This is a genomic window from Myxococcus virescens (assembly GCF_900101905.1).
In the GTDB taxonomy this organism is placed as follows: domain Bacteria; phylum Myxococcota; class Myxococcia; order Myxococcales; family Myxococcaceae; genus Myxococcus; species Myxococcus virescens.
In genome coordinates this window covers 54,108-69,496 of the sequence record NZ_FNAJ01000008.1, presented here as the reverse complement: position 1 = coordinate 69,496, position 15,389 = coordinate 54,108, and the positions used below count along the sequence as shown (strand labels likewise).

Genomic DNA, 15,389 nt, shown 5'->3' with positions numbered 1-15,389 from the left:
TCAGTCCCCGTCGACCGGCTCCGTGTCGGCTTGTCGGGGTTCGATGAAGTGCAGCGTTCGGGGCGCCTCCGTGCCGGTGAGGACGTCCTGGGCCAGCTCCAGGCGGAAGCGGTGGGGCGGAGCTGCCGGCGTGACGGTGAAGGCCGTGCTTCGTTCGGGCGCGCCCTGGGGGTGGACGCGGAGCTGGTCTTCGATCGCGGTGTACTGGAAGGCGTCGACCCGGCCATCGGTGCCCTGCCGCTCCAGGTGTCCGCCTTCATAGAAGTAGAAGCGCTCGGTCGCGGGGTAGCGTTCGGGGACCGCGATCCACTGCGCCACGCTCTGTTCCGTTCGCGCCGGGTCGAAGAGGAGCCGCTCGGCGGGCGAGGCCGCCCAAATGGGCGTGTCGCCAGGGGCTTGCCGTCGTTCGAGCGCCGCGTCCAGGTGTCGCAGGACGTCCGGGTCGCGTTCGGTGGCTTGATGGTCGCGCAGGGTTTGAAGGGCCTCTGGGCTGGCCTTGAGGCCCAGGGCTCGCACGGCCATCCGCCGGACCTCGGGCACGGAGTCCTCGAGCGCAAGCCGCAGGGCCCGGTGGGCCACCTCCGGGCGGCAATTCATGAGGGCCAGGGCAACGGCCTTCCGCGTTTCCGTGTCGGGGGCGCCTCGCAGGCGCTCCAGCAGCACGGTGGTGGCGTCGGGCGGCGCGACGTCCGAGGCCCAGGCGATGATGGCGGCGCGCCTGACGCGGGGAGATTCATCCGATAGCGCCTGGCGAAGCGCCTCCCAAGCTTCCGGACCACCGAGCCCGCCGAGCGCGGCGACGAGGTCCGCCCGTTCATCTTCGTCGCGTGTCCGGGCCAGCATCTCCAGCAGGGTGGGCGTCGCACTGGTGCAGCCGAGCCGTTCGGTGGCGAGAATCGCCCTTCTGCGGAGCGAGGCGTCGGGGTCGGTCAGGAGCCGGCACACGGGCTCGCATGTGCTGGCGTCACGCCGAAGGATGAGCGCCTGAAGCGCCTGTGCGCGGACGGGGGGGGAGGACGATGCGGCGAGCAGCGGGACGAAGACGCTGGCGGGTACGTGCGCACGATAGGTCAGCGTGCGGAGGGCGTGGAGTTGTACGTTCTCGGAGGCATCCGTGAGCAGGTGGATGAGCAGGCCCTCTGTCGCCTCGCCTTCTCGCGCGACCAGGTCAACCGCCGCGGCCCTGATGGTGGAAGAGGCCGAAGCCAGGCCGAGCCGAGCCAGGGCGCCGGATTCGGGGAGCCCCAGCCGTTGCGCGGTGGCGAGCGCGTTCAGCTTCTCCGCCTCCGGAGCACGCTCGAAGCGCTCGAGGAAGAGGTCGCTCGCGGCCACCGGATTCATCCTCGCGAGCGAGTCCATGGCGGCGTGCTGCACGGAGGGCGCGGTATCATCCAGCGCCTCCTGGAGGCTCCGCCAGTCCGCGGCGTCCTGTGCGCTCGCAAGCGCTCGCGCCGCCAGGGCGCGGACGTCAGCGGCTGCGTCGCGCAGCGCGAGCCGAGCCAGGGCATGGGCTTCGGGGGACGCCAGCTCCCGGAGCACTCGCAAGGCCGTGGTCTTCTCCGATGTGGTGCCCGACGCCAGGACGTCCCGGGCGACCTGCGTGAAATCCGCTCGCGCGAGCAGTGCGTCGAGGTCTTCCCGCGTGCTCCGGGTGGGCTTCGTGGCCACCCAATGCAGCAGCTCCCATGTCGACAGAGGTGAGCTCACGGCACCGCCGTCATGCGCGTGGCGAGAAGGCTGCTGGAGGACGCCTGAGTCCGGTTCATATGGCGCGTGAGAATGGCTGCTCCTTGTCGCCGCGTGCTCCTGAATCCGGCGTCACATTCCATGGAAGCATCGGGAGGCCGACGTTAGCGTGCGTCCGTGCGCGTCTGGGTGACATTGCTACTGGTGTGCGCGGGCTGTGGCGCCTTCGAGTTCCACCCCTATGAGCTCCGGGGACCCCACCGGGACTTGCATGCGCGCTCGCTCGAGCGGTTGTTCGGAGCGGAACCGAAGCAGGCCTTTCGCTTCGCGGTGGTGGGCGACATGCAGTTGTTCCTGGATGACTCCGCGGCGGCGATGCGGGACCTGGAGCAGCGCGGCGTCGACTTCGTGGTGCAGATGGGCGACCTGACGGAGTTCGGCAGCACGCAGGAGTACGAGTGGGGCGTCGAGCTGCTGTCCCGCTTGAAGGTCCCGTTCTTCGTGGTCATGGGCAACCATGACGCGCTGGGCATGGGGCAGAAGCTCTACCGGCGCACCTTCGGACCGGAGTCCTTCTCCTTCACGTATTCGGGCACGCGCTTCGTCTTCTTCGACTCCAACTCCCGCGAGTACGGCTTCCCGGGCGACATCCCGGACCTGCAGTGGCTGAAGACGGCGCTCACACCCGAGCCCGCGGTGCTGAACACCTTCACCTTCTCCCACGTGCCTCCTGGGAACGGGGACTTTGACGATGCGCTCGTCGCGCCCTTGGTGAAGCTCCAGCAGAAGAAGGGCGTCGCCATCTCCTTCCACGGCCACGTCCACCAGTACCACGACGTCCACGCGCACGATGTCCGGTACGTCACCACCGATTCGATGAAGGGCCGGAGCTACCTCTGGGTGGACGTCGATGGCACCTCGGTGCAGGTGCAGAGGGCCACCTTCTGATGGCCGCGCGCGGGACTCTCCGAGCCTCGCTGCTGGCGGCGCTGCTGTTGGCGGCACGGGAGGCGCGGCCGGAGCCGGTGCACGAGGCGTCACCCTGGTACGTGCCCGACCATGCGGCGATGCAGTTCGCGGGCGCCATCGGCTTTCTCTCCGCGGGGCCGGGCTGGAGCTTTCTCGACGAGACCGTGGAGGCCGCGCTGCTGGTGGGCTGGGCGCCGCCCGCGTTGGCGGGGGAGGACTTCTTCACCTTCACGCTGAAGGGGCAGTGGCGGCCCTTCCTGCTCGATGCGGCGGGGTGGACCGTCCGTCCGCTCATGGTGGGCGCGATGCTCAGCTACACGGTGGGCGACGACTACTTCGCGGGCCTGCCCAGCCGTTACGACCGGGGCTACTACTGGTTCCGCACCGCCATCCGGCCCGCGCTGCTGCTGGGCGCCAGCGTGGGGCGCCCGGTGGAGGCGCTGAACCTGCGATTCGTGGAGGGGTACTTCGAGCTCGTCGCCACCGACTACCGGCTGGTGCAGTTCATCCGCAATCCCTCCACCGTGAACGTCGAGCTCTTCACGCTGGCCCTGGGCGTGAAGCTCCGGTTCTGAAGCGGCGCGTGTGCGCACCGCCCCAGGGCCCGCCACGAGGGTCCGTCAGGGCATGTCCGTGGCCGTGGCGGAGTCGGGAACCGCCGACTCCGACGTCCCTCTCAGGCGGCGGAGGATGCGCGGGGCCTCGGCCGCGAGGCGCTCCTTGCCATCGGCCAGGGGGCGGTCGCGCAGGTCGGTGATGACAGTGCCGGGCCGCCCCGCGCCGAAATGGACCTTCAGGTCCTTGCCGATGAGCGCGTAACGCGCCTCCCAACCCACGGTGGTGAGGAGGTATCGCTGCGGGTCCGGCCGGGTCATCGGAAGGCCGTCACCCAGCACCGCCGGGCTGTGCGTGTCGCCCAGCAGGTCGAAGAGCGTGGACACCACGTCGATGTGTCCGGTGACGGCGTCGACCTGGCCCACGGGAAGCTGGTCGTCGAACACGAGCATGGGCACGTGAAGCTGGGAGGCCGTCACGTCGCTGGCATGGCCCACGCGGCCGTGCTCACGGAACTCCTCGCCATGGTCGCCGGTGAAGAGCGTCAGCGGGCGCGTGCCGCGCAGGCTTTCGATGCGCGCCAGCAGCTCTTCGACCTTGGTGTCCACTTCGTAGGCCGAGTTCCACGCGCGGGCCTTGAGATGCTCGGGAGGCACGCGCGCCGTGGAGAGTCCGCCCTTGCCATTCCAGGCGGGCGAGAAGACCTCGGAGCGCGGTGGGTAGTCGTAGTCGAAGTGCGTGCCGGCGAAGAACACGAACAGGAACAGCGGCGTGTCCTGAGGCGTGGCCTCCACGGCCGCCAGCGCGTCGCGGACCATGGCTTCGTCCCGCAGGTGGCTGCGGCCCGTGTAGTCTGTGCGCAGGCCTCCCGTCACGTCGCGGAAGACGGTGTCCTTGAGGCCCATCCAGTCCACGGAGGACGCGGCGAAGAAGAACTGCTGGTAGCCATTGCGGGCCAGCGCGGGGAAGAGGAGGGGCGTGCGGCCCGCGCCCACCACGGCATTGCGGCGCTGGGCCTCCAGCCCGAAGAACATGCTGAACAGCGAGTAGTCCGTGGAGCTGGCCGCGCTGTGGTGATGCAGGAAGCGCGTGCCGCTCTGCGCCCTGCGCCACATGTTCGGCATGATGTCGGCGGTGAAGAAGTCGTCACGCAGGCTCTCCACGAGCACGACGACGATGTCGGGACGGCGGGTGAAGCGCACCTCCGCGGGGTCGATGCTCGCCGCGGGCACGCCTGCCTCGGGGCTCACGCCCAGGCGCAGGCCGGATGCGGGCGCCTTGCCAGTGATGCGCGAGAGGAGGGTGTTCATCCGCACCGGTGCCTGGAGGGGCAGGGTGGTGGTGGCGTGCTGCACGGCGCCGCCATGGGCGAAGACGAGGGACGCGGTGACCAGCCGCTCGGTGGTGCACAGGACCGTCATCAGCACCACCGTGCGCGCCACCCGGCGAGGGCCAAAGCCCCGGCGCAGGAACCAGATGCCCGCCGCCGTGTCGAGCGTGAGGATGACCACCATCGCCCCGGCCACCAGCGCCACCTCCGACGAAGACAGCCCTGTCTCCGCCAGGGCATGCGGCTGGAGCGCCACCGCCAGCACCAGGCCGTTGATGTGGAAGCCCAGTGAGTTGAGCACCAGCGCGTCCAGCCCGAGCAGCACGCCGCCCACCGCCGTCAGCACCGGGAGCGCGAAGCGGTAGCGGTGGCCGAGCAGGATGGCCAGGGGGAGGGTTCCAAGAAAGGCCACCAGCCCCAGGAACAACGCTTGTGCGAGGCTTCCCGCGAGCAGGAGGGGGCGGAGCCCCGGCGCCAGCCGCTCCACGGCCACGCGCAGCGCGCCGCCGAAGTACAGCAATGCGACGAGCCCGTGGAGCACGCACCACGTCAGCGCGGTACTCAGGTAGGGCCGGGCTGCTTCGAAGCGCTGGAGGAAAATGGCGGCTGCGGAGGACGCCGCATCAGACATCCGTGACATTGCATGGCGCAGGTATTCCGGATGCCGGACTTTCGCAAGCATCAATGAAGTCCGGGGGGGCGCGTCACGCTGATGGCGACATGCAAGGATGCTGCTCATGCCTCCGCGCAAGCTCGTTCGGCACCTCGTCTGGTTGGAGTCCTTCGCCGCCGCCGTGGAGGCGGGCAGCATCGAGGCCGCCGCGGAGCACCTGGGCGTGGCGCGCTCGGTGGTGAGCGAGCACGTTCGCTCGCTGGAGCTGGCGCTGGCGGAGGGTGCGCCGTTGTTGGAGCGCGGGCCTGGCCGTCGCCTGCAGCTCACCGCCCGAGGGGAGCGGCTCTTCGCGGGCACCCAGACGCCGCTGCACCAACTGGACATGAAGCGGCTGCGCGACCTGGCCAGCGCCGAGCCCGTGGTGCGGCTGGGCCTCAACCCGACGCTGTCCTTGTCCCTGGTGGGCGCCGTGGCGAGGGACGCCGCCGCCGCGGACCTCAAGCTGGTGCTCAGCTTCGGAGGGCCCCACGAGCTGACGCGCCAGGTGCAGACGCGGCAGCTCGACCTGGCGCTCGACTTCACGCCCCTGCCTACCCATGAAGGCGTGGAGTCGGAGTCACTGCTGCGCATGCCCTTCGTCGTGCTCGCCGGGCCGGACAACGAGCTGGCGCGGCAGGCCGCGTCCCGGACGTCGCTGCACGTGAAGGACCTGGAGGGGCAGCGCTTCGTGGACTGGCTGCGTGATGACCCCTACGGCGGCGCCAACAGCGCCCGCTTCGCCGCCCACGGCGTGACGGTGGATGAAGTGGGGCGCGCGGAGAGCTTCCTTCTCCTCTACGAGCTGCTGCGCGCGTTCCGCGCCTGCTCCATCACGCCGGACCTGCGCCCCATGCACCCGTTTCCACCGGACCTCCATGCGTGGCCCCTCCTGGAAGAGGAGCCCCAGGCGGTCGAGGTGGTGGCCTTGTGGCCTTCGGGAGCGCTCAGTCCCGGCGCCCGGTTGGTGCTGGATGGACTTCGCCGCAAGCCAGGTTAGTTCGACGTTAAAACGACGAAGACGTCGAATTCTGACGGATTTCCGTTCACCCAGAGAAGGGATATCTTCAAAAAGAAGAAGATTCCGCCTGAGGTGAATGATGATGACTCCCACGGAACGGACGATTGCCCGCCTGCCTGCTCATCTGCGTCGCTACGTGGTGAGCCAGGACTACGCGGCGTATACGTCGCGGGACCAGGCCGTCTGGCGGAACATCCTGGGCTCCTTGAGGGGGCACCTGGCGGACAAGGCGCACCCCGTCTACCTGGAGGGCCTGGAGGCCACGGGCATCGGCTCGGAGTGCATCCCCAGCCTGGATGAGATGAACGAGAAGCTCGCTCGCCTGGGGTGGGCCTGTGTGGGGGTGCGTGGCTTCATTCCTCCCGCCGTCTTCACGGAACTCCAGGCGATGGGCGTCCTGGCGATTGCCGCGGACATCAGGACCCACGAGCACATCGAGTACACGCCGGCGCCGGACATCGTCCATGAGAGCGCCGGGCACGCGCCCATCATCGCCAACCGCCGCTATGCGGAGTACCTCAAGGCGTGCGGGCTGGTGGGCTTCAAGGCCATTGCCAGTGTGGAGGACCAGGCCGTCTTCGAGGCCATCCGGAACCTGTCGGTGGTGAAGGAGGACCCGGACGCCAGCGAGGAGGAGGCGGCGCACGCGCAGGCCCGGCTGGAGGCCGCCAGCGCGAGCCGCCGCTACGTCAGCGAGAGCACGCGGGCGAGCCGCCTCTACTGGTGGACGGCGGAGTATGGCCTCATTGGGAGCGTCGAGTCGCCGCGTATCTACGGCGCGGGGCTGCTGTCCAGCATCGGCGAGGCGCAGCACTGCCTGACGCCGGCGGTGAAGAAGCTGCCGCTGAGCGTGGCCTGCGCGGACATGGACTACGACATCACCCGCATGCAGCCGCAGCTCTTCGTGGCGCGGGACTTCGAGCACCTGTTCGAGGTGCTGGCGGAGTTCGAGTCCACGCTGTCGTGGAAGCGGGGCGGCGACTTCGGCCTGACGGAGGCGCTGCGCGCGCGGACCGTCAATCACCTGGTGCTGGCGGACGGCCGCGAGGTGACGGGCCGGGTGCTGGAGATGCTGGCCGCGCCGCGCGAGGTGGCGCCGGGGCTGGGCACCGCGCTCGTCTGCATGGAGGGGCCCATCATGGCCTCGCGCGGCGGGCGCTCCCTGGACGACAAGCCGTGGAGCGGGCCGGCGCTGGTGGCGTTCGGCGCGGGGACGTTGCCGGAGCGCGGGCCCTTCAAGCTGTCGCTGGAGAGTGGGCTGGAGCTGGAGGGCTTCGCCACGGATGGCGGCCAGGTGCTGGCGCTGCGCGGCCGGTTGGCGGGGCGCGAGCTGGCGCTGCCCGCGGTGGCGAAGCTCTTCGTCAGCACGCACCTGCCCTCGGTGGCGGGGGGGCCTTCGGACCCGGAGACGTGGGACCGCTGGTACGGCGAGCTGAGCGCCTTCGCGGAAGGGGATGGTGAGGAGAAGGCCCGCACACGCAAGGCCCTGGCGCTGCACCCGGCGCTGGCCGCGCTCTACCGCGAGGTCCGGAAGATGCGGGAGACGCACTCCGTGAAGCCCGAGCGGCTGAGCCAGATTGCCGCGGCGGCCACGGACTTTCCGGACGACTGGCTGCTTCGCGCCGAAGTGGAAGAGCTGCGCCGCCGCGTCTGAGTCAGCGCCCCCAGTCCTTCTCCTCCAGGCCCTCCCGGAGGACCCAGCGCAGGTGCTCGTCGAAGTCGAAGGTGCAGCCTGAAACGTCGGGCTCTCCGTCCAGCAGCCACGTCGACAGGTCGAAGTCGTCGTGGCGCGCCGGGAAGATGAGCAGCCCGGTGTCGCGACGCATCCCCGTGTCGAAGTAGTAGTAGTCGCTCACGTTCGTGGAGGCGATGTACTGGAAGGGGATGAGCCGCTCGCGGAGCTTCTTCTCGAGGATGGCGGCTTCCAGTTCGTCCTCGTTGTCGCCGAAGGCGCCCTCCTCGACGTACTCCTTGGACCACTGGAGCGTCTCCAGCAGCTCGGTGGGGCTCAGCATCCGGGCGCGCTCATGTCCCTGCCAGTCCACCGCGGACAGCAGGCCGTACTGGGAGATGAAGTCGAGGTAGGCCTGGGGAAGCCGCGCGCCCAGCGAGGACTCCAGGATGTGGAGGTCCTGGGCGGCCACCGGCGTGAGCGACACGGACCGGAGCGGGAGCTTTGTCTCGTGCTTCAGGCGTTCCTGGAGCGCGAGGATGGAATCAATGGCGCGGGACATTCGCGCCATCCTACGCACACCCAGGGGGCGCCGTTCGCTGGAAACACCACGGGCCCGGCCACGCGACAGGCGCATGGTCAGGCCCGTCGGGTGTCCTGCTGCCCGTTCGCCGCGGGCGCGCGGACTACTTCTCCTTGCCAGCGATCTTCCGCAGGGCCTTCTGGTCACGCACGCAGAGGATGCGGCCGACGTTGCCGAGCACGCCCTCGCGCTTCATCTCGTTGATGAGCGTGGACACGAAGGAGCGGGAGGCGCCCACGAGGTCCGCGAGGTCCTGCTGGGTGATGCCGCGCAGGTCCGTCTCGCCGCCGTGCGGGCAGCGCTCGCCGTGTGCTTCAACCAGGGTGAGCAGGGTGTCCGCCAGGCGGGCCGGAACCTCCTTGAACGTCAGGCCCAGCACGCGCTTGCGCAGGGCACGCACGCGCTCGGCGTAGGCGCGGACCACGTCCACCGCCAGGGCCGGACGGGCCTCCAGCTGGGCGCGGAAGTCGCGGCCCTCGATGCTCCAGACCTCGGCCTCACCGGCGGCGATGGCCATCTCTTCAATCGGCGTGCCCTCGGGGCGGAACAGCTCGCCGAAGAGGTCGCCCGGGCGGAGGATGGAGACCACGGAGCGGGTGCTGTTCTTGCCGATGCGCATCAGGCGCACGCGGCCGGACTTCAGCAGATAGACGCGGTCGGTGTTGTCACCGGGGCGGTAGATGGTCGAGTTGTGCGGGAAGGACTCGACCTTGAAGTAGCCCTTGAAGTCGATGGCCTCCTGGCCGGGCACCAGCTTGTTGGCGGTGACCATCATCCCGGAGCTGGTCGTCTGCAGCGGCGCCACGACGTTGGAACCGATGGGGCCGAGGGGGCGGTTGAAACCGTGCATGGCATTACTCCTGGGAAGGAAGCGTAGGGAAGCCGGGCCGTCTGCTTCAGCGGCGAACGGGACTTTCCTTCTCCAAGGTTCGTGCCAGCGGGAATTGAAATGCCGCCGGGACAACACCTCCTGAAATGCCGGGTACTTAGCGCTACAGGCCCGCACCAGAGCCCGTTCTGTGTCCAAAACCTGAAACAGAACGTTCAAACAGTCTGATCAATTTGAACGAAACGTTCAAACCGGGGGCGTGAGTGTCGGAGCAGCGACACTGTCCAGGAGTGCTCACGAGGCATCCTTCACAGGGAAGGTGTGCACTTGAGGGCTCTGGCCCTGTGCAAGACCGTACTTCTGGAGCTTGCGCTCCAGGGTGGGGCGGCTGATTCCAAGGATCTGGCAGGTGCGACCCTTGTGCCCCTTGGTGACGGTCATCGCACGGGCGATGAGCTGGCGCTCGGCTTCTTCCAAAGTGGGAATCAGGCTGGCGTCGTCCTCGGCCGGCGCGGCGAACATGGCGCTGGCGGTGTGGGCGGAGGCGGCCCGGCCCGGCTCCGGCGAGGGGAGGGGAGACTCCAGGGCGGGCAAGTCGTCCCCGCGCAGGACGTCACCGGGGGCCAGCACCACGGCGCGGGTGAGCACGTTCTCCAGCTCGCGCACGTTGCCGCGCCAGGGCAGGCGGGTGAGGCGCTCCATGACCTCGCCGGGCACGCGGGTGACGCGCTTGTGGACCTTCTCGTTGATGCGCTCGAGCAGGTGCTTCACCAGCGGGGGGATGTCCTCGCGCCGCTCGCGCAGCGGGGGAATCTGGAGGGTGATGACCTTGAGGCGTTGGTAGAGGTCCTCGCGGAAGCGGCCGGCCTCCACCTCCTCCACCAGGGCGCGGTGGGTGGCGGCGATGACGCGGGCGCGCAGCTTGATGCGTTTGACGCCGCCCACGCGCTCGAACTCGCGCTCCTGCAGCACGCGCAGGAGCTTGGCCTGGAGCATCAGCGACATGTCGCCAATCTCGTCCAGGAACACCGTGCCGTCCTCGGCCAGCTCGAACTTGCCCGGCTTGCCCGCCGTGGCGCCGGTGAAGGCGCCCTTCTCGTGGCCGAAGAGCTCGCTCTCCAGCAGCGTGTCGACGATGGCCGAACAGTTGATGCCGATGAAGGGCCGGGGCTCGTCGTAGGAGTAGTTGTGGATGACGCGGGCGATGAGCTCCTTGCCGGTGCCGCTCTCGCCCGTAATCAGCACGGTGGCGTGGCTGCCGGTGACTTTTCCAATCTCCTTCACCAGTTGCTGCATCAGCGGGCTGGTGCCCACGATGTCGCCCAGGCGGGCGGCGGCATTCTCCCGGTGGACCTCGTCCGCGCGGCGCGACAGCTGGCGGTACTCCAGCGCGCGCTCCACCACCAGGTCCAGGGCGGCCGGGTCCGGGAAGGGCTTGTGGATGTAGTCGAAAGCCCCGGCCTTCATGGCCCGGATGGTGGTCTCCATGTCGTGGTACGCGGTGACCAGGATGATGCGCGCGTCCCCGCACAGGCCCTTCATCTCCTCGATGATTTCCAGGCCCGTGCGGTCCGGGAGCATCATGTCGAGGATGACCACGCTGGGCATGGCCTCCTGGGCGGCGCGCAGTCCCGCCGCGGCGCTGGTGGCGGTGGCCACCTGGTAGCGGGGCTGGCCGTCCTGCTCGATCTCCTCGAAGTGCATCTTCAGCGTTTCGAGGAGCGAGACGTCGTCGTCGACGATGAGAAGGGTCTCCATGGCGCTCTCAGGTGGCGAACGTCAGCGTCAGCACCACGCCCGGCTCGGCGCTGCCCCGGGCGGCCACGTCTCCCCCCACGCCCGTCATCACCCGGCGCAGGGCCGCCAGGGACAGACCGGCGCCCCGGGCCAGCCGGGAGCCGAAGGGCTCGAAGAGCGAACCGTTCTCCTCGGGGGGCAGGGCGGCGGCGGGGTCGTGGAGCACCATCATCACCTGGTGGGGGCCACCCCGGCGCAGGGCCACCTCCATCGGGCTGCCCTCCGCCTGGCCCATGGCGACGTTGAGCAGCACCTGGGCCAGCACGGGCCGCAGCCGCGTCGGGTCCACCCGGACGCGGGGCAGGTCGGGTTCCTCGTCCACGCGGACCTCCACGCGCCGCTCGGCCAGCTCGGGGGCCACCATCTCCGTGGCCTCCTGCACCACGCCGCGCAGCGGATGGGCGTCCATCTTCGGGGTGGTGTCGCGGCCGTATTCGGAGAGGAGCCAGAGCATGCGCTCCATGGTGCGAATCTCCCGGTTGGCGATGGTGAGCCGCCGCTTGTCCCGGTCATTGAGGCCGGTGTTCCGGGCCAGCGTCTGCACCGCCATCTTCACCGAGGAGAGGGGGTTGCGAATCTCGTGGCTGAGCGAGGAGGACAGCCGTGAAATCTGCACCGGGGGGGCGCCATCCAGCACGGCGTTGAGGTCCAGCACGGTGGCGCTGGCCTCGCCGTCGTCCAGTCCCAGGGACAGGCGGAGGGGGCACGCGTCCTCGCCGCCGAGGTTGGCGGAGATGAACTCCACCGCGCGGCGGTCCTCGCGGGCGCGGGCGTCCAGCTCACGGGCGCGCTTGGGCGACACGCCGAGGACCTCGTGGAGCGGCTGCTCCAACAGGGCCTCGGCGGGGCGCCGCAGGATGCTGGAGAGGTCGCCTTCGGCGCGTGTCACCCGCAGGCTTGGAGTCCAGGCGAGCATCGCGGCTTGCAGGAGATGGGTGTTCATTTGATGGGCCTGAAACATACCGACTAAGGTTCCGCGCTGTCCCCATGTCATCTCCGGCGCGTTTTCCTAAGAACCTTGTGGCCTGCCTCCTCTTCCTGTCCGGGGGCACTGCGCTCGTCTACGAACTCGTCTGGTCCAAGTACCTCGGGAATGTCCTGGGGAACAGCGGCCAGGCACATGCCGTGGTGCTCGCCACGTTCATGGGCGGGCAAGCGCTGGGGGCATTTGTCTTCGGGCGGACAGCCGACCGGGCAAAGAACCCCCTGGCCCTTTACGGCCTGCTGGAGCTGGGCGTGGGCCTGTACGCGCTGGCCTTCCCCTATGTGCTCGATGTGCTGGGGGCGCTGTGGCTGAACGTGGCCCCGTCCGTGCCGGATGGCTGGCGACTGGGGCCCCGGCTGCTGGTCTCCTCCGCGTCGCTGCTGATTCCCACGCTGCTGATGGGCGGCACGCTGCCGGCGCTGGTGCGGCACTTCGCCTCCAGCCTGTCGGGGGTGCGCTACGAGTTGGCGCGGCTCTACGCCGTCAACAGCCTGGGCGCGGCGGTGGGGGTGTTCATCGCCGGGACGAAGCTGGTGCCCGCCATCGGCCTGTCCTCCTCGGCGGGGCTGGCCGCGGGGCTCAACATCCTGGTGGCGCTGGCCTCGCTGGGGCTGGCCCGGCGCTTCCCGCCCGCGCTGGTGCCGGGACAGACGCCTCCTGTGGAAGCGGGCGACGCGGAGGTGTCCTATCCGCGCATCGCGGTGAGGGCGGCGCTCATCGGCGTGCTGCTGTCCGGCTTCACGTCCATGCTGTACCAGGTGACGTGGATCCGCCTGCTGTCCATCGTCCTGGGCGCGTCCACCTATGCCTTCACGCTCATCCTCACCGCGTTCATCATGGGCATCGGCCTGGGCAGCTTCTGGCTGATGACGCGCAAGGGACAGGTGGACTCGCTGCGCCTGTTCGGCCGGCTCCAGGTCGCGCTGGTGGCCAGCATCTGCGTGGCGCTGCCGCTCTACGTCCGGCTGCCTCACCTGTTCCGCAAGGCGCAGTGGATGATGACGCGCTCGCTGGACACCTGGCCGCTGTTCCAGGTGCTGACCTTCGGCTTCTGCTGCCTGGTGCTGCTGGTTCCCACCTTCTTCATGGGCGCGGCGTTCCCGGCGGCGGCGCGCGTGGCCACGGCCAAGGTGTCCGAGGTGGGGCGCCAGCTGGGCGGCGTCTACTTGTGGAACACGGTGGGCACGATTACGGGTTCGGCGCTGGGCGTGCTGGTGCTGATGCCGTGGTGGGGCATGGAGGGCAACTTCATCGCGGGCGTGGCGGCCAACCTGCTCGGCGCGGGGCTGGCCTTCCACGCGGCCCCCGGCCGTCCCGCGCAGCACGCGCGCGCCTTGTGGCCGGTGGCCGCCACGGCGGTGCTGGCGCTGGTGGTGCTGGGCGGGATGAGCGGCTGGGCGGTGCGGTTGTCGGGCATCGCCTCCATCCGCTCCCATGAGAAGCCGCCGGAGAGCTACGCGAAGCTGGTGGCGGAGACGGAGGCCCTCATCCGCCCCATCTTCTACCAGGACGACACCTTCGCCACGGTGATGGTGGCGGACGTTCCCGTGGACAACCTGCGGTTCATGAAGCTCAACGGGAAGGTGGACGCGTCCAACGGGAGCGACGTGGAGACGCAGGTGGTGGCCGGTCACCTGGGCGCCCTGTTGCACCCGCGTGAGCCCAAGACGGTGCTGCTGGTGGGCGCCGGCGCGGCCATCACCGCGGGCAGCGTGCTGGTGCACCCCGTGGAGCACCTGGACATGGTGGAGATTGCTCCCGCCGTCATCGACGCGGCGCGCCTGTTCAAGGCGGACAACCGCAACGCGGTGGATGACCCGCGCACCCACGTGCACGTGGACGACGCCAAGACGTTCATGGCGCTGTCGCCGCGCAAGTACGACCTGGTGGTGAGCGTGCCGTCCAACCCGTGGGTGTCCGGCGTGTCCGGCCTCTTCACGCGGGACTTCTTCCAGACGGTGGACCGGCACCTGGCGGACGACGGCGTGCTGGTGCAGTGGATCCACACCTACGAGAGCAACGAGGACCTCATCAAGCTGGTGGTCCGCACGCTGCGCGACACCTTCCCGCACGCCACCACGTGGCTGGGGCCGCATGACCTGGTGATGGTGGCCAGCCGCAAGCCCCTGGCCTTCGATGCGGCGCGCCTGGCCGAGCGCATGGGGCATCCGGAGGTGCGGAAGGACTTGTCCCGCGTGGGCATCAACGACGTGTTCGCGCTGCTGTCCAAGCAGGTGCACAGCGAGGCCGGCCAGCTCGAGTTCGCCGGTGAGGGCCCCATCAACACGGACGACCACAACCTGCTGGAGTACGCGTCGCCCATCGCCTTCTTCGTGTCGAATCTGGACGTGCGAGTGAAGGACGAGCGGCGCGCGCCCGAAGGGGCGGACCGCCTCTTCCTGCACGACTACGTCCAGCAGCACCCGCCCACCGCGGAGCAGGCCGCCGGGCTGTACCGGAACATCGAGCGCTACCACGCGCCCAATGACCCCATGGTGCGAGGCGCGGCCGCGCAGTGGCGGCGGCTGGCCCCCGACAGCCCGGAGTCCGCCCTGGCCCTGGGCAAGGCGGCGCTGGCCCAGCAGGATTTGACGCTGGCCGCCTCGCTCCTGGAGCCCGAGGTGGCGCGGGGAGGACGCGAGCCCGCCCTGGTGACGGCCTACCTCCGGCTGGTGACGGCTCGGACCTGGGCTTCGCGCACCATGTGGACGCCTGTAGGTGCCCTGCACGACACCGTGGCCCTGGGGCGCGAGGTTGCGTCCCGGCACCCGGACGACGAACATCTGGCCCGGGCGCTGCGCTCGCTCTGCGAGGCGCTGCCCCGTTCGAGCTGCGAAGGCACCGCCCAAACGCCCGTTGCCGCCCCCGGGGGCCCCTGAAATGGGGGCCTGGCGCATCCCAATCGGGCCAATCGCCTGGAATCACTGAGAATTCCTGGCATCCTCCCGATGACCGATGGAGGTGGAAGTGGGATCTGCCCTAGGGTGCGAATCACCCAAGCAGCAGGGTGTTTTTTCCACCACTGCAATCCCCGGAGAGTTCCATGAAGGCGATCTCGAAGAAGCAGCAGCTCCGCAAGGCTCGTGGCCAGGGCATGACCGAGTACATCATCATCGTCGCCCTCATCGCGATCGCCGCCATCGGCGTGGTGACCCTGTTCGGCGACAACATCCGCAAGCTGTTCGGCGCCTCCGCCGACGCGCTGGCCGGTAACGCCTCCGTCGACTCCGAGGCCACCGAGCGTCAGCGCCAGCTGGAGAAGAAGACCATCAAGACGTTCGGCCAGAACAACGCGTACTGAGCCGTGTCCTTC

The 15,389-nt window shown here is 69.4% G+C and carries 12 protein-coding genes; 6 read left to right on the top strand and 6 right to left on the bottom strand.

From position 1 onward, the window contains the following. Nucleotides 1-1,707 carry a HEAT repeat domain-containing protein gene (locus BLU09_RS22675; RefSeq protein ID WP_090491598.1) on the bottom strand — a complete coding sequence of 569 codons (1,707 nt, stop codon included), beginning with the start codon at nucleotides 1,705-1,707 and terminating at the stop codon, nucleotides 1-3. 156 nt (nucleotides 1,708-1,863) lie between these two features. Between BLU09_RS22675 and BLU09_RS22670 the strand changes: the two genes are divergently transcribed. Continuing rightward, a complete protein-coding gene (locus BLU09_RS22670) occupies nucleotides 1,864-2,634 on the top strand; it encodes a metallophosphoesterase family protein (RefSeq protein ID WP_090491597.1) in 771 nt (256 codons plus the stop codon). Next, a complete protein-coding gene (locus BLU09_RS22665; RefSeq protein WP_090491596.1) occupies nucleotides 2,634-3,230 on the top strand; it encodes a hypothetical protein in 597 nt (198 codons plus the stop codon). The genes BLU09_RS22670 and BLU09_RS22665 overlap by 1 nt, the downstream gene beginning before the upstream one ends. Nucleotides 3,231-3,275: 45 nt before the next feature. On the opposite strand, the gene BLU09_RS22660 is transcribed toward BLU09_RS22665, so the two are convergent. Next, entirely contained in the window at nucleotides 3,276-5,171 is a 1,896-nt protein-coding gene (locus BLU09_RS22660) for a sulfatase-like hydrolase/transferase (RefSeq protein ID WP_090491595.1), read from the bottom strand. Between the two features lie 106 nt (nucleotides 5,172-5,277). Here BLU09_RS22660 and BLU09_RS22655 point away from each other — a divergent pair, with 106 nt between their 5' ends. Together BLU09_RS22655 and BLU09_RS22650 are read left to right on the top strand one after the other, a co-directional pair. Then, nucleotides 5,278-6,189: a LysR family transcriptional regulator gene (locus tag BLU09_RS22655; RefSeq protein ID WP_373284042.1), complete on the top strand. Its 912-nt coding sequence runs from the start codon at nucleotides 5,278-5,280 to the stop codon at nucleotides 6,187-6,189. A gap of 103 nt (nucleotides 6,190-6,292) precedes the next feature. Then, nucleotides 6,293-7,864 (top strand): aromatic amino acid hydroxylase, encoded by a 1,572-nt coding sequence (locus tag BLU09_RS22650; RefSeq protein WP_167371145.1) that lies wholly within the window; start codon nucleotides 6,293-6,295, stop codon nucleotides 7,862-7,864. 1 nt (nucleotide 7,865) lies between these two features. On the opposite strand, the gene BLU09_RS22645 is transcribed toward BLU09_RS22650, so the two are convergent. From BLU09_RS22645 to BLU09_RS22630, 4 genes are all read right to left on the bottom strand, one after another. After that, nucleotides 7,866-8,444: an SMI1/KNR4 family protein gene (locus BLU09_RS22645; RefSeq protein WP_090491592.1), complete on the bottom strand. Its 579-nt coding sequence runs from the start codon at nucleotides 8,442-8,444 to the stop codon at nucleotides 7,866-7,868. A gap of 124 nt (nucleotides 8,445-8,568) precedes the next feature. After that, nucleotides 8,569-9,315: a Crp/Fnr family transcriptional regulator MrpC gene (gene mrpC / locus BLU09_RS22640; RefSeq protein ID WP_002634092.1), complete on the bottom strand. Its 747-nt coding sequence runs from the start codon at nucleotides 9,313-9,315 to the stop codon at nucleotides 8,569-8,571. Between the two features lie 273 nt (nucleotides 9,316-9,588). Then, entirely contained in the window at nucleotides 9,589-11,052 is a 1,464-nt protein-coding gene (locus BLU09_RS22635; protein WP_090491591.1) for a sigma-54-dependent transcriptional regulator, read from the bottom strand. A 7-nt stretch (nucleotides 11,053-11,059) separates the two neighbouring features. Next, complete coding sequence (locus BLU09_RS22630; protein WP_306440809.1) at nucleotides 11,060-12,034, bottom strand: sensor histidine kinase; 975 nt, start codon at nucleotides 12,032-12,034, stop codon at nucleotides 11,060-11,062. A 77-nt stretch (nucleotides 12,035-12,111) separates the two neighbouring features. On the opposite strand from BLU09_RS22630, the gene BLU09_RS22625 reads away from it, so the two are divergent. Beyond that, nucleotides 12,112-14,955 (top strand): fused MFS/spermidine synthase, encoded by a 2,844-nt coding sequence (locus tag BLU09_RS22625; protein ID WP_244171951.1) that lies wholly within the window; start codon nucleotides 12,112-12,114, stop codon nucleotides 14,953-14,955. Nucleotides 14,956-15,119: 164 nt separating this feature from the next. After that, nucleotides 15,120-15,377, top strand: a complete 258-nt coding sequence (locus BLU09_RS22620) for a hypothetical protein (protein ID WP_026114034.1) — start codon at nucleotides 15,120-15,122, stop codon at nucleotides 15,375-15,377. Nucleotides 15,378-15,389: the final 12 nt, after the last annotated feature.